Origin of the sequence: Paenibacillus sp. FSL H8-0283 (assembly GCF_045040675.1) — a bacterium.
In the GTDB taxonomy this organism is placed as follows: Bacteria; Bacillota; Bacilli; order Paenibacillales; family Paenibacillaceae; genus Paenibacillus; species Paenibacillus amylolyticus.
Genome location: NZ_CP150295.1, coordinates 4,607,342 through 4,630,990 on the forward strand (window position 1 = coordinate 4,607,342; position 23,649 = coordinate 4,630,990).

Here is a 23,649-nt window from a genome sequence, read left to right on the forward strand (position 1 = left end):
CCTGCGGCAAGGGAGAAGGACAATCATTCTCCCCTTTACAGCAGACAGCATCGTTTTGTTCTAGTTTTTCCACAGCTCTCTAAACTTGGTTTCCATGGCGTTTGCCACATCTTCTGGTGTTGTTTTCTGTCCAGCAATAATCTCGGCAAACTTTGCTTGCATGACGTCCGATACTCCTGCTGGCCACATCTGGTTGCTGAAGTAGATGGAATTTCCAGTTTGTTGATAATTGTCATTCACTTCCTTGAACAATTCATTTTCAAGTTCTACGTCCTTATAGACGCTGATGGAACTGTTGGCTTCCACAAATGCTTTGAACAGATCGGATTCACCATCAAACAGGTAGTTCAGTACTTCCTTGGCTGCATCCAGGTTTGCCGATTTGGCGTTCAAAGCGTATCCGGCAGATGTTGCAGCAGATACAAACACCGGCTGTTCCGGCTCGTTACCTGGCAATGAAGCGAATCCGCGAGTAAAATCGGTAGCGCCTTTGGACGTCATGGAGGCATAATCCCATGTTCCCGTAAAGGTCATGGCTGCTTTCCCGTCGATAAACAACTGTGCAGATTGGGCACTGCCAATACCAAGCGAGTTTTTGACAACGTAGTTGTTATCATAGAGCTCTTTGTATTTCGATATCGTTTGAACCCACTTTGGATCAGTCAGCGATTTTTCGCCGTTCTGCAGTTTGACATCAAAATCCAGCTCATTCGGATACACGACATTGGCCGCAATCGGATACATACCGAATTGGATCATCCAAGGGTCCTTGTCACCCATCGCAATTGGTGTTACGCCCGCTGCCTGCAACTTTTGGCATAAGTCCAGAAACGAAGGCCAATCCTTCGGAAACTCGGAATATCCCGCTTGTTGTAACAACTCCTTATTGTAGTAAACGCCCAAGAAGTCCAACCCTTCGGCCACCCCGTAAGGTTTACCCTCATAGGACATATCTTCCTTCGCTCCTTGGCTGATGTTGTCCCAGAACTTCAGATCTGACAGATCTGCAGCGAAACCAGCCTTTGCAAAATCAATGACACCGCCAGCCGCATTCTTCGGGAAAATCCAGAAAATGTCCGGTCCCTGTCCAGCCGCAAGCTTGGTTCGAACAGATGTATTGTATTGATCATCAGGCAACTTTTGTACTTCCAAGTTAATGTTCGGGAACTTCTCTTTGACTAGACGCGGCAAGGTCTCCAGCTCAAAATCCTCTCCCTCGGATGCCTTGTTTCCCGAAAGCATCATCGTCAACGTAATTGGCTTTCCTGACTCATCTGAACTCCCGTTATTGGTATCCGTACCGCTCCCCTCCTGGCTACTGGAGCTACATGCGCTCAGAAACATCATGAGCAGTACCAAAGTTAGGGACCACAGTCGTTTTCTTTTTTTCATCTTGTCATTCCCCCAATTCATGTTTATTCTTGCTTTGTGCACATTCTCATCATACGGTGGGCAAAAGTGCATTTGCTTTGGCTCGTATGGTGCACTATTTTTAGAATTGACAAATGGCGGGAGGAGCACGTATGATTCTGTTCAACATCAAAACTAAACTTTTTCTGGTCCTCGTCCTCGTATCAATCGTGCCAATTATCGTTGTTTCTGTCAGTTCCTATCGCAGTTACACGAAGCTGGTGAATGAGCAGACCTCTCTCGTGACATCGACAACTATAGGCAATTCGGTCAAGAGCATGGAGGAAATTTTGCAGAACATCGACCGGATCTCTGTCACACTCCTTCAGCAGTCTTCCAATGCAACCGCTTACAGCACTGTGAGTGATGAACTAATCAAGTTGAACGGTACCAACGATCAATATGAAATCTTCATGATTCGCAGCAAATTGAAATTGATCTTTGAAAACATTCTGCTTGGTTACAATTACATCAATGGTTTGTACCTTTTCACACCTGATGGCAAATGGATAAGCTATGGCAGTAGCGGCACAGACCTACGCCTCGATTATGTCGCACTTCGCGATGAGTGGTATCTGGATACGATCCAGCGCAAAGGCGATTTGTATATTGGTGAAGTTGGCGTCAAACCTTACATCATTAACGCCAAGGAATCCATTGGCTTTTCCAGAGCCCTCTACGATCCCAACAACAACGAGTTCCTAGGCGTGTTTATGCTGGATTGCAGTATGAACATTTTTGACGGTCTAAAACGTAATCCGGCACCAAGCTTGTCCAATCTATATCTGGCGAACGACGCTGGCGAGATCCTGTACTCCAGCGACGGAAGTAGAGTTGGCACTCCTCTCTCCGATACTCTGGCTGCGGCAACGCATCAAGTCGGCAACAGTTCACAGTACAAATCAATCCAAGATAACATGATGACGGTAATCCAGAAAGTTCCCGGCCGCAATTGGAACGTGATTGCCAACATCTCTATGGATCGGCTGTATGAGGAGTACAACATCTCACAAAAGTTGCTGTTATACGTGGCCGTAAGCTGTGCCGTCATTTTCCTTCTACTTTCCTTTTTCTTGTCCAACCTGATCACCAAACCCATCATCGAATTGACCAAACTGATGCGCAAAACCAAATCTCATCGTTTTGTGACCATCAAGCCTCAAGTAACAAGGCAAGTCGACGAGATTGGAATCCTTTACCATGAGTTCAACAAAATGATGAAAGACATCGATACGCATATCCGAGAAAGTTACCAGAATAAAATCCTCATGCTGGACTCCCAGATGAAGGCATTGGAAGCACAGATCAACTCCCATTTCCTCTACAATACGCTGGAGTCGATTAATAGCATTGCCGAGATCGAAGAAGTTGAGAGTATTGTGGTGATGACCAAGTCACTCGGGGACATGTTCCGCTACAGCATCAAAACGGACAGCGAGCTGGTCGTGGTCAGCGAAGAACTTCAGCATGTAGAAAACTACATGGCCATCCAGCAGATTCGGTATGGTGACAAGTTCGCGTTCAACCTGAATGTGGACCCGGAAATTCGGAGTCGTCGCATGCTGAAACTTCTGTTGCAACCACTCGTGGAAAATGCCATCTATCACGGGTTGGAGAACAAACGTGGGAAGGGTACCGTTACCATTACCGGGTTGTTTCAGGGGGACAGCATCGTGTTCGAGATCTGGGATGACGGCGTGGGCATGTCCTCAACACAAGCGGAGGAACTTCGACAATTGCTCCAGCAGCCACCTGAATTCATCGCCGTTGGTCAAAGGCATAAACAAAGCATCGGCATCAAAAACGTGCATTCACGAATTGCTTTGTATTACGGAGAGGGTTACGGCCTTTCGTTTCATACCGATTTGAATACAGGAACTCGAATTACACTCGAAATTCCGGCCAATTGGGAAAAGAGGTGACCAAGAGATGTACACGTATATCGTTGTGGACGATGAACCCTTGATCCGCAAAGGTTTGTTAAAAAAAATCGGGAATTTTGAGCACTCGCTTGAACTCTTAGGCGAAGCAGATAACGGCGCAGACGCCTTGGCTTTGATTGAATCGTTCAAGCCGGACATTATCTTTACGGACATGCGCATGCCTGAGGTCGACGGCAAGCTGTTGATCAGGACAGTATGCCAGCAATATCCGCGCATTAAGTTAATTGTCATTAGCGGACATACCGATTTTGATTATATGCAGGAGGCAATCTCTGCGAAAGTTGTAAATTACCTGCTGAAGCCTTTTAGCCGGGACGAGATCCACGGTACGCTTCACCAAGCCATCCAATCCATCGAACAGGAGCGCTCTCTTCAGCGGGAAGTCGTTCTAAGAGAAGTAGAAACGGAGCAGATGAAAAGGGATACAGACATGCAAGCCTTCCTGAATTATGTGCTGGCTCCCCATTCATCCATCAAAACACCTGTGTTCCGCTCTGCGGAATTTGCCGCCATCATGGCATCTGACCAGTTCATTTTATTGACGATTTATGGTCCTCAACCGCTTACAGCACAGCAACTACCTACCTTTTCGAATGGCCTGTACATTCCTCATCCACAAACGGATCAGGTACTGTTTTTCCTGATGCATGATCTGGATTACTCAGGCCAGCTTGATTTGCAGAAAATGGCGGAACAAACTGCGAGTATCATTTTGACCAAATCTGAAACTACGGATTGTTGTGTGGGGATCAGTTTGCCTCATACAGGCATTGGTGGGGCCCGAGAAGCTCATCATCAAACGATCCTTGCGTTGGACGAACGAGCCTTTACCGATTTTGGCAAATGTTACGTATTTTCACGGGAGCAAATTCCACTACATCAACTGAAGTGGGCTCGAACATATGAACTGTTATTTTTTATAGAGAGCGGGAATGTGCCGAAGGTGGAAGAGGTCATCACCGATTTCTTTGCTTTCTACATACGCCAGCCTGACGCTTTGCTTGCCCACCTGAAAGAGCAGTGCAGAGACATTATCACGGAAACCAAACGGCTGCTGAGTAACTATATCCAGAACGGAGGCAACAGTAGCGCCTCTTCCAGCTTGGAGGCCGTCCTGAACGTCTCGTTCGATATGGAGTGCATTAGGCATTACATGGTAAAGGTGCTGACGGAAACAGCTCTTCTGCTTAAGGAAGACAACCCCTACTCATCAGATCAAGTGATCGACAACGTCAGGACATATATCGATAATCACTATACCAAGGATTTAACGCTGGAATGGGTTTCGTCCCTGTTCTACCTGAACCCGAGTTACCTCAGTCATTTATTTAAAGAAAAGACATCCGAGAACTTCACTGATTACGTAAACAGACTACGGATCAGGCAAGCCAAGCAGCTTTTAACGAGCACAGACGATAAAATCTACCGGGTTGCCAAACAGTTGGGTTACGACAATCCAAAATATTTTTTTCGGGTGTTTAAAAAATTGACCGGTTGGACCCCAGAGGAATACCGAAAGCAACACAAATCCTTCACCGCAAACAACAAGGAACCAGGCCATGCATGATGGCCCAGTTCCTTGTTTTCGTTGTTGTGGTTCTTAGCGATCATTCGGCAGGTACTGGCCTTCTTCCATCAGCCCATATTCCTTGAAGCTCGCAAGTACTAAGATGGTCGATTTAACCAACATAACATACTCAATGAAAATTTTGTTTTTGCGGTAACACAAGCAAGGTCATGGGTCATTTCGATAACTACAACCAATATTCAACCGAGTAATACCACAAGGCTTGTCCCTGGTTATTCAATCAAAAGGGCGTTCCAAAAGTCATCTTCCTGACTTATGGAACGCCCCACCCACTAAAATTACTTCATAAACATTCGATGTAATTTGGTTTTGTAAAATAAATCAATTTACACAACAACGGAGAGGACAGAAATAACCTAAAGAAGCGAAGCGTGCGCCTTTATCACCGGATTTTACCCTTGGAAAGGGTCAATCAGAAAATCCGGGGATAACAGCGCTCGGAAGGTTATTCTGTCATCGTAGTGCCCTCGTGTAAACGAATGTTTTTTTCCACCCACATTACATCGAATCCCTACCTAAACATCCCCCACAGCTTAATCAAATGAAACGTATTGTTCGGATCAATCTTCTGTGCAAGCACAAAAGCAACAAACTGCTCCTCCTGCGCCGGAGAGAAATTCTCATTCATAATAACTGCCGAGGACTTGACCAACCTTCTGACCTTGGCCTTATCTTGCAGATCAGACTTGGTCACGCCATCAATCAACTTTTTGATACGCTCTTTGACAGCGGGATTTTTCATCTTTAATTTGATCCGCTCCACCAGCTGCGGACTAATTCCATATTGTTGATAACCCAAAACGTATAGCACCTCCCAAAAGAATGAACTCACTTCTTATTCATATGTCGGGAGGGCTTGTACACTTGTCTTTTTTTACAAAGGTAATACGAAAAACCAGCTATCAAGGCAAGCTTTAGTCAATCAGATCACCCTTGAATACTTGCTGTTGCTGTAGGAAATCACGCAGAGGTGCATAGTCCATGGAGGTCCAGAAAGTCGCATCCTCAATTAAGTGGGTCACGTCATCTCTGGCCTGTTCCAGCACAGCAAAATCGGCAACCATATCGGCAAGACGGAACTCGGGTAGTCCGCTCTGTTTGGTACCAAAGAAATCACCCGGACCCCGGAGATCCAGGTCCCGCCGGGATACCTCGAATCCATCCTCCGTTTCCGTCATGACCTTCATGCGCTCCTGTCCAACCTCCGTCTTGGGATCAGCAATGAGTACACAATAGGAAGCATGAGCACCACGACCGACCCGACCACGAAGCTGATGCAGCTGGGAGAGACCGAAGCGGTCCGCGTCCATAATGACCATCAACGTGGCATTTGGCACATCGACCCCAACCTCGACAACGGTGGTGGAGACAAGCAACTGAATATCATTGCTATAGAAGTCCCGCATCATCTCTTCTTTCTCCGCAGCCGTCATCCGTCCATGCAACAGACCTACACGATATTTCGGTAAGTTCTGCTGCATCTGCACATGCAGATCAATGGCATTCTGCACATCCAGCTTCTCCGACTCTTCAATGAGCGGACAGATCAGATAAGCCTGACGTCCCTGATCCACTTCTCTCGAGATAAAACCGAGCACCCGCTCCATCATATCGTGTTTGACCCAATACGTGGAGATGGGAATCCGTCCTTTCGGACGCTCTGAGATCGTGGATACCTCAATATCCCCAAAAGCTGTAATGGCCAGTGTCCGCGGAATAGGCGTTGCCGTCATCGTTAACACATCCGGGTTATATCCTTTGCGTCGTAAAACGCTGCGCTGATTCACCCCGAAGCGATGCTGCTCGTCCGTCACCACAAGACCCAGATCACGGAAGAAAACATCTTCCTGAATCAGGGCGTGTGTACCCACCACGATATCAATCATGCCCATTTGCAACGAGGCGATCAGATCTTTACGTTTGCGTCCATTTACACTGCCCGTTAACAGCCCTACGGTTACCCCAAACGGTTCAAACAGCTTTTGCAGTGAGCGCATATGCTGTTCCGCCAGAATCTCCGTAGGCACCATCAGAGCCCCTTGGAACCCAGATCGAACAGTTGTGTATAGCGCAATTGCCGCAATAACCGTTTTACCTGATCCGACATCACCCTGCAATAACCGATTCATTGCATAGGGCGAACGCATATCATGCAGAATTTCAAGCTCCACCTTTTTCTGAGCATCTGTCAGTTCAAAAGGTAAACTGCGTACAAACTCACGAATCGTCGTATTGTCCGTGGTATGCACTACACCATCCATGCGATTCCGGTTGAGCGCGCGATACGCCTGCATTTTTAACTGGAACAGAAACAGCTCTTCATACACCATCCGCTGTCTGGCCTGCTGACCTTCCCGGTTGTCCTGTGGACGATGAATTCCAGCAATCGCTTGTTTACGAGGCATCAAGCTGTATTTCCTCATCAAGGACTGAGGCAGAATCTCAGGAATCATATCTCCGAATTGAATTAATCCCTGATTGATCGTTTTCCGCATCCATTGTTGTGTCAGTTTGCCAGTTACCGAATATACAGGTTGCAATGTACCTGAACGCCCATCGCCTTTATCAGGGAACTCCGAGTCAGTCACGGTCATCTGCATGCGTTTTTGTTCCCATTTTCCCGTAATCACAATCTCCCGATTGGGGGTTAGTTGTTCTTTGAGGAAATGGCGATTGAACCAGGTGGCTGTAATCATCCACTCTTCCGTCATGATCTTACAGGTAAGACGGGACTTTTTACCGTATCGTTGTAATACAGGAATACCCATCACCTGTCCCTGGACCGTAATCTTGTCCCCATCCTTCACTTCACTAAGTGAACGCAGACGATAATCCTCGTAACGGAAAGGATAGTACTCAAGCAGGTCTTTAACAGTAGAGATGCCAAAGGCGTGAAGCTCTCCCTCTTTGAGAGCACTCACGCCGTTAATTTGCTTAACTGATATTTCTTCCAATTTCATGTCTAATCCCTCATTCCGGAACAGGCCACATAAAGATCGCAATGACACCAGGTCCAACATGACTGCCTATTACGGCTCCAATATTGGTATAGATCACTTCATTCAGTGTAAAATGACCCCGCAGCTGCTCTGCACAAGCAATCGCTGATCCCGGGTCAGCGGTATGACCTACCGCCAGGTTCACCCGTTTGCCTGCAAGATCCTTCTGAAACAGCTCAATAATGCGTGCCATTGCTTTTTTATGACCTCTGACTTTCTCAACTGCGTAGATAACGCCTTCTTCATCAATAGACAGGATCGGCTTAATGTTAAGCAACGTTCCCAAGATGGCTGAAGCTTTGCCAATCCGACCGCCCTTTTGCAGATACTCCAAAGTATCTACAAGAAAGAACAACTTGCGAGATTGTTGGATCCCTTCAATAGCAGCAGCGATTTCGACTGCTGACTTGCCCTGTTCGGCAAGTTCAGCAGCCTGTACCACCATTAGACCGTATCCATAAGATGCTGACTTCGAATCCAGCACGGTGATGTCACCCTCACGCTCCAGCAAAGACTTGCCAAGCATGGCCGATTGATAGGTACCACTCATGCCGGATGACAGGTGGATCGATACAATCGGGCGTTCCGGGTTCTCATCAAGCAATGCTTGGTACACATCCATGAAATCGGTTGGAGATGGCTGTGAGGTTGTAGGCAACACAGATACCTTCTTCAACTTTTCGTAGAACTGTTCCGAAGTCAGATCAACGCCATCTGCATAGGTCTCTTCACCGAATAGAACACGTAGCGGAACAATATGAATCCCGTATTTGCGAATGAGTTCTTCGGGAATATCTGCCGTACTGTCTGTTACTATCGTAACCTTGTGGCTCATGACTCTCCTCCTCTTCGCTAGAGTGCTATTAGGACTCTACGGAGAACAGATAATAATACACCGGCTGTCCTCCAAGATGTACCTCTACCTCAGCATCAGGATACTGTTCTTCAAGCCATGCAGCGAGGGCAGCAGTAACCTCAGGGTCAGCTTCGTCCCCTTCAAGGATCGTCACCACTTCATCTCCACTCTCCATCATCTGTTTGAGCAGACCTTCACATGCTTGAAGCATGGTTTCATCCGTCGCTACAATTTTGGAGTTATGAATACCGATATAGTGCCCCGCCTTGATATCCAATTCATCATATTGCGTATCACGAACCGCATGAGTCACTTGACCGGACTGTACCCGGCTGATGGCCTCCAACATTTGGTCACGGTTTGTTTCCGCAGACTCATCTTCCTGGAAAGCAAAAGCAGCAGCCATTCCCTGTGGAATGGTCTTGCTTGGAATAACCGTAATCCGGCGCTCATCTTCAAGCAATTCACGAGCCTGCTCCGCAGCCAGTACAATATTCGAGTTATTCGGGAGTATAAATACCTGCTCCGCAGCAATGGAACGAACGGCTTTTACAAAATCCTCAGTACTCGGATTCATTGTCTGTCCACCGGACAGAACAACATCAACGCCAAGACTTTGGAAAATCTCTGCAATACCGTCACCGGAGGATACCGCAATAAAACCATACGGTGCCATCTCATCTGCAGGAAGCACAGCCTCTTCCATACTACGCGCTGCCTCAGGTGGAATCTCTGCAAACAATTCAGGTGATGGAGCAATATCCATGCCTGCTGTCAGGAGATCCCGATGCTGTTCACGCATATTGAGAATATGAATCTGTGTAATCTCACCATAATGCAGCGCCAGGTTTAATACATCGCCTGGTGTCTTGGAATGGACATGAACTTTGATGACTTCATCATCGGCAATGATGATGATCGAATCCCCATTAACTGACAACGCTTTCCGGAATGCTTCATCATCAAATGCCACTCCTGCGTTCTCTCCAAGCTCACGATTAATGAAGAATTCCATATCATACAGGAATTCAATATCTTCCGTTTCCAGTCTCGCCTGAGCAGACAATGGCATCTCCGGTGCAATCACCTGCTGCTGTGCAGGCTTCTTGATATCCACTTCTGTCGGTCCAGCCGGTTTCAAAGCAGATGCTACCACGGATGGGGTTACTTCTTTGTTCAGTGAAGTACGACTCCCTCCGTTACTTTGCAACAATACTTCCATAAAGCCCTCGTAGATATATACAAGCCCCTGACCACCTGAATCCACAACACCAACCTGTTTCAGTACAGGCAGTAATTCCGGAGTCATTGCCAGTGCTTCTTTTGCTTTTAACAAAACTTCATTCATTAATTCAGTAATATCATTCGTCCGTCTTGCGTAGTAGTTGGCATGTTTCGCCGCTTCCTTGGCTACGGTAAGAATGGTCCCTTCAACGGGCTTTACGACTGCTTTGTAAGCTGCGTCAACACCGTTCTGCAGGGCTGCTGCAAATTGGAGCGTATTCAGTTCCTCATAGGGAGCAGCTGAACGACTAAAACCACGGAACAATTGCGACAGAATAACTCCTGAATTCCCCCGTGCGCCCATAAGCAGGCCTTTCGATAGAATACCGGCAGCTTCGCCGATGGAGGCAGAACTTTTTCTTTTAATCTCTGCGACTCCTGCACTCATTGTCAAATTCATGTTCGTTCCCGTGTCACCATCCGGCACAGGGAAAACATTCAGGGAATTGACGTGCTCTGCATGCTGTCCAAGTTGTTCCGCTCCGGCAAGTACCATTGCGGTGAAATCTGTTCCATTTAAAGAACGTATACTCAAGTGAGAATTCCCCTTCCTAGCTTGATACACGAACACCTTGCACCAAGATGTGTCTGGTCTGTTCATGCGCTAACGCGGACTGCGTTATTCTTCGTCCATACCTTGTCCGGCACAGGCATACAATACAACATGTCAGCCGGATTAACGGTCTGGGCGGCCGGGCTACCAATATCCTGCACTCTCTGCACCCCTAACTTCGGGGCATACGGATATGCACCGGTATCAAGAGCCGGCATGAATGCCGCATGGAGACTGGTGCCAATGATGGAATGCCGCAGCTCACAGCGTTGCCAAAAAGCAGACCACCGACCTCTAAGTACGGTTTATTCTCCGACTTCCTCGCGGCAACAGCCTGTTCACCACTGTATTATGGACTACTCAACATTGTACTATATTAGACAGGAGAAATAAATAAAGTTTTTGGATCAGTTGACGAAGCTTTTTTAATTATGATATTATATTCAAGTATTGTTTTATGCAGGTTAAGTAATGGAAATGATCCGGTTCATGCCGGCTTAAACAACGCCATTAGCTACTGAAACCTGATCTTTATGATCAGGAAGAACAATTTAGTCCTTATGGAATGACTTTTCGTTTCTGAAGGCAACTGGTTATTTTAGGATAGGAGGTGTAATCTATGTCTCGCAAATGTTATGTGACAGGTAAGAAACCGGGCACCGGTAACCACGTATCCCACGCTAACAACCGTAACCGTCGTACTTGGGGCGTAAACGTTCAGAAGGTCCGCATTCTCGTTGACGGCAAACCAAAACGTGTATACGTAAGCACCCGTGCACTGAAAGCCGGTAAAGTGACTCGCGTATAATCACGCAAAGCTACTATAAATCGGGTAAGCAAAAAGCACCTTGTTCCTTGCAGGTGCTTTTTTGGTATTCAAAAAAGGGATTCTTGAATACGCTCATTAACATGTGAATGGCCGCCGCATGGCGCTTCGCAGGTACGAATTCCAGATAAGCCTGAGCCAAAGCGGCGGTATTCCCTGTTACCTTATCAATCGGATCAGTGCTTTTGAAACGTATTAAGAATCGCCTTTACAAACCCTCCCAAAAACTTCGGCAGTTTGAATGTGTAAAATTTCATAATTCACCCTCCCCATCATGCTCATGCGTCCGCCGTATCCTATGCTTCAGGCCTTCTTTACCTCAAACACGACAAAAAAGGCTACATGAGAAACCTGCTCATGTAACCATATTTATGCGGAACCTTCGATCCCTATTCCACAATGACAAGCCCGAAGATCAGGTCATTTACGTTTGGGCAGGAATATATTGATAGGCAGCGATCATGAAAACACTCAGTAAATAATACAGTATGCCGAAAATGACAAAAGTAACCCGATGTCCCGTACGATCAAATTTGCGGAAATACATAATAACAACGCCTACCCCGATTAATGACGTAATAGCATTAAACGGGGATTGAATAACCGCAAACAAAGCAAGCACAAGTCCCGTCACGAGACTCGCAGCCATCGTCCACAGTGTCTCCTTGAGGGTCATAGATCAACCTCCATAGCTACGGCGAATTTCAGTAATCGCGGCAGCACGATCCTCACGTCCAAATACGGCACTTCCGGCAACGAGCACATCTGCTCCAGCTTCCACCACAAGAGGGGCTGTATCGGCAGCAATTCCGCCATCTACTTCGATATGTACATCATGGCGTCCCTTTTCGTTCAACCAGGTACGAATCTGCTTGATTTTGTTCATCGTACCCGAGATAAATGCCTGTCCGCCAAAGCCAGGATTGACCGTCATGACAAGAACCATGTCCACATCATCCAGAACTTCGAGAATGGCAGACGCTGGCGTTCCCGGATTAAGGGCAACTCCTGCCTTCACTCCTTGCTCCTTAATTAAATGAATAACGCGGTGCAAATGCACACAAGCCTCAGCATGAACGGTAATTACCGCTGCACCCGCTTTGGCAAATTCCTCAACATAACGCTCCGGATTCTCAATCATCAAATGCACATCGAGCGGCAAGCTTGTATGTGGAGCGATTGCCTTCACTATCGCAGGTCCAAGCGTAATATTAGGGACGAAATGACCGTCCATAACGTCAACATGAATCCAGTCTCCTCCTGCAGCTTGAGCTTCTGCAACTTCCGCACCAAGGCGGGCAAAATCAGCTGATAATATCGATGGGGCAATTTTAATCATGTTAATACCTCCGCTTCTTATCTTTCATTTCGTTCAGGAACAGCACATAGTGCTGATATCGGCTTTCGGAGATCAGACCTTCCTCCTTGGCCGCAAGCACACGACAGCCTGGTTCATGTGTATGGGTACAACCTCGGAATTTGCACTGATCTGCAAACTGGGCGAATTCGCGGAAACAAGTGGAGAGTTCCTCCACACCGATCTCCAGAAAGTCCAGTTGGCTGAATCCTGGCGTATCTGCAACAAACCCACCATTATCCAACGGAATAAGCTCCACGTGCCTGGTGGTGTGTTTCCCTCGTCCTAGACGCATGCTGATCGCATTTGTCTCCAGCGTCAGGCCCGGCATCAATGCATTTAACATCGAAGACTTGCCTACACCGGATTGTCCGGAGAATACGCTGATCTTACCAGCCAGTCGGTCTCTGAGCAATTCACTGCCTTCACCGGTACGTGAACTTGTGGAGATCACTTCATAACCAACCTGCTCATACAATGCTTTCACTTCAGCAACAGTGTCTTTGGCTGGATCAGCCAAATCCAGTTTGGTCAACACAATGAGTGCATCCAGCCCCGCCTGCTCGATATGAACAAGGAACTTGTCCAACAGGTTCAGGTTCATATCCGGTTCCTTCACAGAGAACACGAGAACAGCCAGACTTACATTGGCTACAGGAGGACGGATAAGTTCCGTCTCACGCTTCCGGATTTCATCTACCGTTCCTTCTCCGTTCTCTGTCAACATGTAGCTGACGCGGTCACCTACAAGCGGTGACGTTCCCCGCTTTCTGAAGATACCTCTGGCTCGACATTGAACGGCGGAACCTTCAACCGAAGGAACCCCGTTGTCTTCCACTGGCATGACATAATAGTAACCGCTTAGCGCTTTAACGATGATACCTTCTGGCATAGCTCCGACGCCCTCCTTTAGATGGTGGTACATTTACTCCAGACGCCAGCATAAGCCGCCCTTATGGACGGCTTGATGCGTTAATGACTTCCTTTTTCTTCTCTTTTTCCTTGCCGTGCCCCTTACCATTATTCATGGCAGAAGTGTCCTCATCTACGCTGTCACCCTCACCGTCTGCCGGTGTGGACTCAGGTTCACCTTCCTGATTGGGATCAACACTTCCCTCATCAACGCTACCTTCACCTGGATCAGGCTCATTTTCTGGCGGCGTCTCAGTGCTTTGTTCCGGGTCAATGGAAGGTACGTTTACTGTTCCGTTTTTGGCTTCACTGTAGGAGACAAGATACGTATCCAGGAACTGTCCATCACGATATACGGACACAGCCCCATTTTCATTTGGAGCGAGCACAAGTGGAATGGTCAAGGTCTGGGTTGAGTTCACGGTGCGTGTTCCCCATTCCTGATTCTTGCCACGTGCGTCTTCATATGTGATACGGATTTTACTGTTTTTGCCCTCTTCTTTGGGTGAGACATTGATATTAAAAGGATATTCCAGCGCTTCTGGCGGATACCCTGTACTGATAAAGATTGTAATCTTATCGCCAGGACTAACCTCTGCGCCAGCTTCCACAGGCCATTGCTGCGTCACTTTGCCCTGGTCCACCGTATAACTTGATTCTTCCTGCACCTGAGCAAGTACAAGTCCAACTGATTTAAGTTTTTCTTCGGCTTCACTGCGGGTATGATTTTTCAGATCAGGCATTTTGACCGTTTCAGTGCCTTTACTTACGGTTATCTCAATCTGAACTGTCACAGGATCGAATTCCTCATTCACACCCGGTGTCTGGGAAATAACAGAACCTGAAGCCACATCATTGGAGAACTCGTCTTTCCGCTGAATCTGATCTTCCTTAATGCCAAGCGCAGTCAACTTCTTGACAGCCTCATCATAAGTTTCTTTTTTGACATCAATCATCTTCACCAGTTCTTTTTTTGCACCAACACTGATCTGGACCTCGGAGCCTTCTTTGACAACATCGCCTTCTTTTCTGCTCTGGTCAAACACAATACCGGGTTCGACACCTTCCTGGTAAAGACGGATGACCTCATCACTGACGACGAGTCCTTTCTCCTCAAGTAGTTCCCGAGCCTTTTCTTCAGTCTGGGTGATCACGTTAGGTACGGTAACTTCAGGTACAACCAACATACCCTTGACATACCATACAACGCCCACCATGGCGATTAGAATAAGAACGGTTAATGAAATGAGTAGAGCTGGCTTCTTCCAGCTCTTCGATTTCGCTTTACCCTTGCCAGTTTCTTCGTCAGACTCCATCACAGGCACCGCACCCGTGGATGTAACTCCGCGCGGTTCAGGCTTGATCGCAGGCATTACGCGAGTCTGGTCTATATCATCCTCATCCGGAAAATCAATCTTCGTTTCATTTCGTCTCTCCGGCATCAGGCAAGTTTCCAGATCGGTCTGCATTTCTTTGGCCGACTGATAACGTTCCTGCGGATTTTTACGCATGGATTTTAAGATGACATTTTCCACACTTTGCGGAATCAATGGATTGAATTTGCGTGGTTCATCGAACTCTTCCTGCAAATGCTTCAATGCCACACTGATTGGACTTTCACCCAGAAACGGAAGTTGCCCGGTAAGCATTTGGTAAAGTACGATCCCAAGAGAATATAAGTCCGATTTTTCACCAGTAACGATGCCTTTGGCATGCTCCGGTGAGAAGTAATGTACAGAACCAACTACGGAACCCGTCTGCGTAATCGTTGTAGACGTAACGGCACGGGCAATCCCGAAATCCGTGACTTTCACGCGGCCATTCCGGCCAATTAATATATTGTGGGGTTTGATATCCCGATGAATGATTTGATTATGATGTGCATGATCAAGAGCATCTGCAATCTGGGAAGCGATTCGCACCGATTCGTCCACCTGCAGAGGGGCACGTTCTTTGATAATTTCATTCAGGTTTTTGCCTTCCACATACTCCATGACAATATAATGAACGTCATCTTCCTGCCCCACGTCATAAATGCTAACTACATTCGGATGAGACAGCGATGCTGCCGACTGTGCTTCCCTGCGGAAACGGCGAATAAACTCTTCGTCATGCACAAACTGTTGTCTAAGGACTTTGATCGCTACATTCCGGTTCAACAGAAGATCCTGGGCTTTGTACACAAGAGCCATGCCGCCACCGCCGACACGCTCAATCACTTCATAGCGTCCGCCTAGCTGGTGCCCAATCATGACTCACACCCCGTTTCCGTATCCACGGAACCTTCCCTCTGCAACTCGAACAAAGCAAGCGTGATGTTGTCGTCTCCCCCAGCAAGTAAAGCCAACTGAAGCAGTCGGTCTGCACGATCTTCCAATGCCAGTTCCAGATTGCCGGCAACCTGAATAATCTGCTCATTGCTGACCAGGTTACTGAGACCATCACTGCACAGGAGAAGAACTTCGCCTTCCTCCAGCTTGACGGTATCCAGATCTACCTTCACCTCGGCATCTGTTCCAAGCGCACGAGTTAGTACGTTGCGACGTGGATGATGGGACACATCCTCTTTGCTAATCTGACCATTTTTGAACAATTCATTCACCAGTGTATGGTCCTCGGTTAGCTGGATCACAGCTTTGTTCGCAATTTTGTAGGCTCTGCTATCACCGATGTGTCCAATAACACCTTCCGTATCGTTCAATAAAGCCGCAACCACCGTTGTTCCCATGTTGTGATACTTGTCATCTGTTGATGCCGTGCGGAAGATAACTTCGTTGGCATGCAAAATAGCATCGCTGAGAGCCGCAGACAGAGACGCATGTGACAGACCTGGTTCCAGTGTTCCCAGATCTTTCACCAACGTCTCTACTGCCAAGCGGCTTGCCGTATCCCCTGCAAGATGTCCACCCATGCCATCGGCAACAATACCCAGAATATATCCTGTATCGAGATTACGAATCCAGGCTGAATCTTCATTCACCGAACGCACTCGTCCGATATGGCTCACATGAACTGTTTTGATCAAAACGTTCTCACCTCAACTCCATATGCTTTGCACGAAGCTGACCGCAAGCGGCAGCAATATCATGTCCCTGTTCACGACGAATGGTTACATTAACACCCTGTTCCGAGAGAATCTTCTGAAAATTGAAAATGTCGCTTCTCGATGTTCTTACGTATTTGCGTTCAGGTACATGGTTAACCGGAATCAGATTCACGTGGCACAACATGTTCTTAAGCACACTTGCCAGTTCTGCTGCATGCTCTGGCTGGTCGTTTACCCCACCAATAAGTGCATACTCGAACGTAATTCTCCGACCTGTTTTGGCCAGATAATAACGAAGGGACTCCATCACGTCTTCAAAAGGAAAACGACGGTTAACCGGCATCAATTTCGAACGCAGTGCATCATTTGGTGCATGGATCGAAATGGCGAGGTTAATCTGTGTATCTTCATCTGCAAACTTGTAGATGTTCGGAACGATTCCGCTCGTGGATACCGTGATGTGACGCTGACCGATGTTCAGCCCTTTTTCATGAATCATAATGCGTAGGAAAGTCATCGTAGCTTCATAGTTTTCGAAAGGTTCACCCGAACCCATGATCACAATGCTGCTGACACGCTCGTTGCGTTCATCCAGAATTTTCTGAGCCTGCACAACCTGTGCAACAATCTCCCCAGCCGTAAGGTTACGCTTGAGTCCACCCAATGTGGATGCACAGAACGTACAACCAATACGACAACCAACCTGTGTGGTTACACAGATGCTGTTCCCGTAGTTATGCTTCATAATTACTGTCTCAATGGCATGATCATCATGAAGACCAAAGAGGAATTTAACCGTTCCATCCTTGGATTCAAACTTGGTAATTTCCTTAAGCGTTACGAATTCAAATTGCTCTGTCAGTTTTTCACGCAATGGCTTGGACAGATTGGTCATTTCACTGAAATCATTCACGCGTTTTACATAAATCCAGTCAAAGATTTGGCCACCGCGAAACGCCGGCTCCCCATTCTCAACAGCCCATTGCTGCAGTTGTTCCAGAGAATAATCATATATAAAAGGTTTCATTTTGTTGTCAACACCTATTCCTTCTTTTCTTTTCGTTGGCTTCCTTCTTTTCGTTCCATTCGTCCTATTCTATCACAAAGACCACGTTACATCCATGTATACCCTTGATATCTGTACTTCATGCATTATAACATCTCAATGCCGCCATCGCACCCTGTCACCACATTCTCTGACAATTATATCGAAGTCCCATCACAAAGAAATCCGCCGAAGTTCCCCTCGGCGGTCATACTTCCGTGCTCTATTAAACTGTTATTCCACTGTTTTTGTCAACCGTGCGATGAAAAATCCGTCACTGTGAGCGTATTGTGGCAAAATCTGAATACCACCGTTCACAACCTTCAAGTTCGCTGTCTCCGATTCAGACCAGACGGATGCTTCTGCTGGGCTGTATTCCGGATGTCGATTCAAGAAGTCTGCAACCATATCCTCATTCTCAGCAGGCTCAATCGTACACGTGCTATACACCAGAATACCACCTGGTTTTAACAACGGCGCAACATGATCAAGCAATTCACGCTGCAAGCCTGCGATATCTTCGATATCTTTTACGGTTTTGGTCCATTTCACATCAGGCTTGCGGCGAATAACACCCAGACCTGAACATGGTGCATCCAGCAAAATGCGGTCAAACGACGCTTCCGGATACCGTTCATTCAGGTCTAGCGCATCTCCAGTTACAGCATCGATACAAGTCAGACCGAGACGCTCCGCCTGATCCAGGATCAGCTGGCGCTTGTGAGCATGTACATCATTCGCGACAATACGACCGCGATCCTGCATTTTCTCAGCCATGTGAGCTGTTTTACCACCTGGAGCTGCGCAACAATCCAATACAAGTTGGTCTACTTCTGGCGCAACTGCTTCAGCGACAAGCATGGAACTTTCGTCCTGTACAGAGAACAACCCGTCCCGATACCAGGACGTTAGAGCCATGTTTCCGCCACTACGTACAAGAATTCCATCGGAACTCAGCTGAGAAGCTTCAACGACTGCACCTGTACTGGTCATCTCATGCATCAGTTTCTCCCGTGTGGTCATTGTTGTGTTGACACGGACACTCACCGCTGGCGGCTCATTATTCGCACGACAGATCGCTTCCGCTGTCTCTTCGCCGTACTGGGCAATCCAGCGTTCAACCATCCATAACGGGTGGGAATGCTCCAGTGAAATACGTTCGGCAACGGGCAGATGTTCTGGAATACGAAGTTCATCCCGATTGCGGATCATATTGCGGAGCACTCCATTCACCATACCCGAGATTCCCTGATGGCCCAGTTTCTTCGCCAGATTAACCGCTTCGCTCACCACGGCATGCTCAGGAATACGATCCAGGTATATCATCTGATATACGCTAATTCGCAGCAGGCTGCGAACCCATGGTTGCAGTTTGGATACTCCTTTGGCGACGTAACGCTCCAGAAAATAATCAAGTGTATTCAATCTGGCGATTGTTCCATACACCAATTCGGTAGCTAGTCCAGCATCTGCGGGGCTTAGATCCGCCTCTTTCAGACGGCGGTTCAACTCCAGATTACTGTATGCTCCATCTTGCTCAACAGCACTCAGAACCTTGACTGCCAATGTACGAGCAGATGTTTTGGGTTGCTGGGAGCGCGATGCACCACCCGATTTACCCGAATTCGGACGACGGTTTCCTTCACGTCCGGATGAATTTCCATTAGCTTGCTGGCCTTTTCCTGACGAACGACCTGGTATATTACCGCTCATCGTAGCACCGTTCCAGGTTTCAGTGTACCACCGCGAGCAAAGTCAGCGGCCTGCATCACCTTTTTACCTGCTGGCTGCACTTCAGTCAACCAGAGAGATCCATTGCCTGTGCGGACTTCAATCCCTGCCTTATTCAATTGCAGCACCGTTCCCGGCTCTGCTTGTCCAGCATCTGAAGAAGTTTCTAGGTCCACCTGATCGGGATTAGCCGCAGCCCAAACTTTGAAGACCTGATCATCCCACATCGTAAATGCACCGGAGAACGGCACAAGACCACGAATCTGATTGAACAGTTCACGTGAAGTACGACTCCAGTCCATTTTCTCGTCATCCCGAGTCAGATTGCGAGCATACGAAGCCTCAGCATCATCCTGAGGGACCGCCGTTGTCTCGCCTGCAATCAATCGTGGCATTTCTGCCTGAAGCAGTTTGGAACCAGCCTCACTTAATTTATCAAACATCGATCCTGATGTATCTTCATCCGTAATTGGCAGTTCCACACGCGAGATCATATCTCCGGTGTCCAAGCCTTCAGCCATATACATCAATGTGACTCCTGTCACGGATTCCCCGTTAATAATGGAACGTTGAATCGGTGCTCCTCCCCGATATTTCGGTAAAAGAGAGCCATGCACGTTCACACAACCACGAACAGGCATATCCAGCACGGCTTTGGGCAGAATCTGTCCAAAGGCCGCGGTTACGATCAGATCCGGCTTCCATTCAGCCAAGCGGGCTACCGCTTCCGGATCACGCAATTTAACAGGTTGAAACACCGGCAGACCGTGGCGTTCTGCCGCGGCCTTAACCGGTGTTGGCGTAAGTATTTTTTTGCGTCCCTGTGGTTTATCAGGTTGAGTCACCACACCCACCACATTGTACCCCTCTGCCATCAGCATATCGAGAGAAGGCACTGCAAATTCAGGTGTTCCCATAAAAACAATATTCAAATCGATCACTCCTTAATTACGACGCGGTCCCGTTTGATCGGCTGCAATTTCGTACACTTTCTCGGCGACATCCGTAAAGAGTACACCATCCAGATGATCAATCTCATGCTGGAATGCACGGGACAGCAAGCCACTACCCGTAATAATCAGCTCTTTACCTTCACGATCCAGACCTTTAACTGTAACGGTCTCGAAACGGCGAACATCACCATTAATTCCAGGGATACTCAGACAACCTTCAGGTCCAAATTGTTCTCCCTCACTTGCAATGATCTCCGGGTTAATCATCTTGATCAGCCCTTGCTCATCACCTGCGTCGATAACAATCAGACGTTTCAAAATACCAACCTGTGGCGCAGCAAGACCCACACCTTCCGCATCGTACATGGTATCAGCCATATCATCCAGCAATTTTTGTACATTTGGTGTAATTTTGGTTACTTCTTTGGCTCTCTTGTGGAGCACCTCATCTGGTTCTTGCACGATAATGCGAATCGACATGTTGTAAGCACCTTCCTAATCCTCATCATAATTTCAGGACGATATCTGTATTTTTGGGGTATTCATTTTAATCTATGTTTATACCGCTTGTTTACATCCGCATTGCTGCAAAATGCTTACATTAACATTTGCGGGTCTACATCCAGACTAATAAGCAATTTTTGCGCCTGAACATCATCGTCCATGCGCCGGGCCGTAGCCAGAGCGAGTCCTATGGCGTCTACATCCCCCCGCCATTTTATCATACATTGGAATCTGTATCTATTCTTGATCCGAGGAATCGGAGACGCTACCGGCCCCAGTACATCAAAGGCATCATTGCTGAATCGATCCAGACTGCCGAGCCATCCAGCCGCATTAGCCTTCTCTTTCAGTATTCGCGTATAGTTCTCGGCAAGACGAATCAATACTGGAAGTTGCTCATGCGAAAAGGTCACCAGAATCAGGCGACAGTATGGCGGATATTGCAAATTGCGACGGTGCAGCAATTCCTCACGTACAAACGACACATAGTCATGCTGACTCGCATGACCAATGGAGTAGTGTTCCGGCGTATAGGACTGAACAAACACCTCACCAGGCAATTGGTGCCGACCCGCTCGGCCAGCTACCTGTGTTAGCAACTGAAACGTTTTTTCCGCAGCACGGAAATCAGGTAAATTCAACGCTGAGTCCGCTGTTATCACGCCAACCAGGGTTACATCCGGGAAATCAAGACCCTTCGCAACCATCTGGGTGCCCAGCAATACATCCGCCTTTTTCTCACGAAACTGTTTCAGCAGCTTCTCGTGAGCCCCTTTTTCCGTTGTTGTATCCACATCCATCCGAATGACCCGAATACCCGGGAAGAGCTTGGCAAGCTCTTCCTCGACTCGCTGTGTACCTGTACCAAAGTATCGAATATGCTCACTTCCACAGTCCGGACACACTTCCGGAGCCGCTTCCGCATACCCGCAGTAATGACAACGGAGATTATTCGAGCGCTGATGATACGTCAATGAAATATCACATTCAGGACAACCTGCCACATATCCACAACTTCGGCACATAACAAAGGTCGAATATCCACGGCGATTCAGCAGAAGCACCGTCTGTTCACCACGTTCCAAGCGTTCCTCCAGCCCTTTGTGCAAAGCCCTGCTGAACATGGAGCGGTTGCCATCCTTCAACTCTTCACGCATATCAACGATACGCACTTCAGGCAGCTTGTTACCCAGTGCCCGTGTTGGCATCTCCAGTAAGAGTGGTGCAAAATCATCATTACTCTGCGAGCGTGCAGCGTAATAACTTTCCAGCGAAGGTGTCGCTGAACCCAGAACAACCACCGCCTGATGCTGCTGTGCTCTTTTTACCGCTACATCACGAGCATGATATTTCGGAGTTTCCTCCTGTTTGTAGGAAGTCTCGTGTTCTTCATCCATAATGATCAACCCAAGCCGACTGAATGGAGCAAATACAGCTGAACGTGCCCCAATTGCAACCTTTACCTGACCCTCACGAATCTTGCGCCATTCATCATAACGTTCACCGCCAGACAGACGACTGTGCATAACAGCAACTTGGTCCCCAAATCGCCCTTTAAAACGTTCTACCATCTGTGGTGTGAGCGCAATCTCGGGCACCAGTACGATAGCCTGCCGATCCTGTTCGATGCATTGTTGAATGGTTTGAAGATAGACTTCCGTCTTGCCACTTCCCGTAACACCATGTAACAAAAACACTCCATGGCGTTGTTCCTGCAATCGGCCATTGATATTGTCGTAGACAAGTTTTTGCTCATCGGTCAGAACCAGCGGTTCAGTCGCTTTGAACGTCCTGCCCTGATAAGGGTCACGGAAGACCTCAACGTCCTCGGTGACAATCAATCCCTTTTCCTCAAGCCCTTTAATCGTTGCGGCCGATACCTGTAGTGTAGATAACACTTCTTTCATCGGCATGGGCAGCAGTTCTTTCATTTCCAGCAAAAAAGCCAGAATCTCCTTCTGCCGCTGTGCTTTCGCCGGGAATGAAGCAAGTGCTTCCTGAGCAGCAGCAATATCTACAGCCAGATCAACGGACTTCATCGTTTTTTTATTTAACTTGTCCTTGATGGCCTGACTTTCCAGCAGCACACCACCAAGCAATAATTTCTTAATTAGTGTAGCATGATTGGGATATTTTCGACTCAGTTGTTGTAGCGGTACCTGACCCCGACTTTTGACAAAACGGATGATATCCTGCTGTACTTTCTCGGTCGTAGACTCTTCTCCCCAAACAAATAACACCTCATCATCTGGTTGTGCTCCCGCCATCTGTCCATCAAGTGCATCTCCCAGCGAGATGTATCGCTCTGCTTTCCCTTTCAATGCCGTCGGCACCATGACCTGCAATGACAAAATCCGGTTGCTGGCATAACGTCCACTCATCCATTCGGCCAACTCAACCAAATCCTTTGACAACGGGGGAACAATGTCCAGTAACTCCTGAATCTGCTTAAGCTTGAATGTTTCCTCTCCGGTACGCGGCACAAGATCAATCACGAATCCCTGCACCGTCCGATGACCAAAAGGCACACCCACCCGGCTGCCAATCTCGATCCATTCTCTCATCGATTCAGGTACCAGGTAATCAAACGGCCGATCTGTTTCCTTCACGGGAACATCGACTATGACCTTGGCAATCTCCAT

At 47.6% G+C, this 23,649-nt stretch carries 19 protein-coding genes; 3 read left to right on the forward strand and 16 right to left on the reverse strand.

Features of this window, described 5'->3' with window-relative positions:
• Nucleotides 1–60: 60 nt before the first annotated feature.
• Entirely contained in the window at nt 61–1,392 is a 1,332-nt protein-coding gene (locus MHI52_RS20570; protein ID WP_076250897.1) for an ABC transporter substrate-binding protein, read from the reverse strand.
• A 131-nt stretch (nt 1,393–1,523) separates the two neighbouring features.
• Between MHI52_RS20570 and MHI52_RS20575 the strand changes: the two genes are divergently transcribed.
• Nucleotides 1,524–3,332, forward strand: coding sequence for a sensor histidine kinase (locus MHI52_RS20575; RefSeq protein ID WP_076250895.1), 1,809 nt, complete (start codon nt 1,524–1,526; stop codon nt 3,330–3,332).
• Nucleotides 3,333–3,339: 7 nt separating this feature from the next.
• Nucleotides 3,340–4,920 (forward strand): response regulator, encoded by a 1,581-nt coding sequence (locus MHI52_RS20580; RefSeq protein ID WP_405157553.1) that lies wholly within the window; start codon nt 3,340–3,342, stop codon nt 4,918–4,920.
• Between the two features lie 532 nt (nt 4,921–5,452).
• On the opposite strand, the gene MHI52_RS20585 is transcribed toward MHI52_RS20580, so the two are convergent.
• From MHI52_RS20585 to MHI52_RS20600, 4 genes are all read right to left on the reverse strand, one after another.
• Nucleotides 5,453–5,740: a stage VI sporulation protein F gene (locus MHI52_RS20585; RefSeq protein WP_036614589.1), complete on the reverse strand. Its 288-nt coding sequence runs from the start codon at nt 5,738–5,740 to the stop codon at nt 5,453–5,455.
• A gap of 115 nt (nt 5,741–5,855) precedes the next feature.
• Nucleotides 5,856–7,901, reverse strand: a complete 2,046-nt coding sequence (recG, locus tag MHI52_RS20590) for an ATP-dependent DNA helicase RecG (RefSeq protein ID WP_405157554.1) — start codon at nt 7,899–7,901, stop codon at nt 5,856–5,858.
• A 10-nt stretch (nt 7,902–7,911) separates the two neighbouring features.
• The gene (locus tag MHI52_RS20595; RefSeq protein WP_405157555.1) at nt 7,912–8,775 is read right to left on the reverse strand and encodes a DegV family protein; all 864 of its coding nucleotides are present in this window, start codon (nt 8,773–8,775) and stop codon (nt 7,912–7,914) included.
• Between the two features lie 28 nt (nt 8,776–8,803).
• Nucleotides 8,804–10,615, reverse strand: a complete 1,812-nt coding sequence (locus MHI52_RS20600; protein WP_405157556.1) for a DAK2 domain-containing protein — start codon at nt 10,613–10,615, stop codon at nt 8,804–8,806.
• 637 nt (nt 10,616–11,252) lie between these two features.
• Between MHI52_RS20600 and rpmB the strand changes: the two genes are divergently transcribed.
• Nucleotides 11,253–11,441 (forward strand): 50S ribosomal protein L28, encoded by a 189-nt coding sequence (gene rpmB, locus MHI52_RS20605; protein WP_017687459.1) that lies wholly within the window; start codon nt 11,253–11,255, stop codon nt 11,439–11,441.
• Nucleotides 11,442–11,635: 194 nt separating this feature from the next.
• On the opposite strand, the gene spoVM is transcribed toward rpmB, so the two are convergent.
• The 11 genes from spoVM to priA all read right to left on the reverse strand — a co-directional run bounded on the left by spoVM (nt 11,636) and on the right by priA (nt 23,649).
• Nucleotides 11,636–11,716, reverse strand: a complete 81-nt coding sequence (gene spoVM / locus MHI52_RS20610) for a stage V sporulation protein SpoVM (protein ID WP_017687458.1) — start codon at nt 11,714–11,716, stop codon at nt 11,636–11,638.
• Nucleotides 11,717–11,883: 167 nt separating this feature from the next.
• Nucleotides 11,884–12,135 (reverse strand): hypothetical protein, encoded by a 252-nt coding sequence (locus MHI52_RS20615; protein ID WP_047843680.1) that lies wholly within the window; start codon nt 12,133–12,135, stop codon nt 11,884–11,886.
• A gap of 3 nt (nt 12,136–12,138) precedes the next feature.
• Entirely contained in the window at nt 12,139–12,798 is a 660-nt protein-coding gene (gene rpe, locus MHI52_RS20620) for a ribulose-phosphate 3-epimerase (RefSeq protein WP_017687456.1), read from the reverse strand.
• Between the two features lies 1 nt (nt 12,799).
• On the reverse strand, nt 12,800–13,708 hold the full coding sequence (gene rsgA, locus MHI52_RS20625) for a ribosome small subunit-dependent GTPase A (RefSeq protein ID WP_076328024.1): 909 nt from the start codon (nt 13,706–13,708) through the stop codon (nt 12,800–12,802).
• Nucleotides 13,709–13,769: 61 nt separating this feature from the next.
• Nucleotides 13,770–15,980: a Stk1 family PASTA domain-containing Ser/Thr kinase gene (pknB, locus tag MHI52_RS20630; RefSeq protein WP_405157557.1), complete on the reverse strand. Its 2,211-nt coding sequence runs from the start codon at nt 15,978–15,980 to the stop codon at nt 13,770–13,772.
• Nucleotides 15,977–16,753, reverse strand: coding sequence for a Stp1/IreP family PP2C-type Ser/Thr phosphatase (locus tag MHI52_RS20635; RefSeq protein ID WP_017687453.1), 777 nt, complete (start codon nt 16,751–16,753; stop codon nt 15,977–15,979). The genes pknB and MHI52_RS20635 overlap by 4 nt, the downstream gene beginning before the upstream one ends.
• A 7-nt stretch (nt 16,754–16,760) precedes the next feature.
• On the reverse strand, nt 16,761–17,801 hold the full coding sequence (gene rlmN, locus MHI52_RS20640) for a 23S rRNA (adenine(2503)-C(2))-methyltransferase RlmN (protein WP_017687452.1): 1,041 nt from the start codon (nt 17,799–17,801) through the stop codon (nt 16,761–16,763).
• Nucleotides 17,802–18,053: 252 nt separating this feature from the next.
• Nucleotides 18,054–19,532: a 16S rRNA (cytosine(967)-C(5))-methyltransferase RsmB gene (gene rsmB / locus MHI52_RS20645; RefSeq protein WP_340984680.1), complete on the reverse strand. Its 1,479-nt coding sequence runs from the start codon at nt 19,530–19,532 to the stop codon at nt 18,054–18,056.
• Nucleotides 19,529–20,482, reverse strand: coding sequence for a methionyl-tRNA formyltransferase (gene fmt / locus MHI52_RS20650; RefSeq protein ID WP_127545450.1), 954 nt, complete (start codon nt 20,480–20,482; stop codon nt 19,529–19,531). Before fmt ends, rsmB begins: the two co-directional genes overlap by 4 nt.
• Before the next feature lie 12 nt (nt 20,483–20,494).
• Nucleotides 20,495–20,983 (reverse strand): peptide deformylase, encoded by a 489-nt coding sequence (gene def / locus MHI52_RS20655; RefSeq protein WP_017687449.1) that lies wholly within the window; start codon nt 20,981–20,983, stop codon nt 20,495–20,497.
• Between the two features lie 116 nt (nt 20,984–21,099).
• Nucleotides 21,100–23,649 (reverse strand): primosomal protein N', encoded by a 2,550-nt coding sequence (gene priA, locus MHI52_RS20660; protein WP_405157558.1) that lies wholly within the window; start codon nt 23,647–23,649, stop codon nt 21,100–21,102.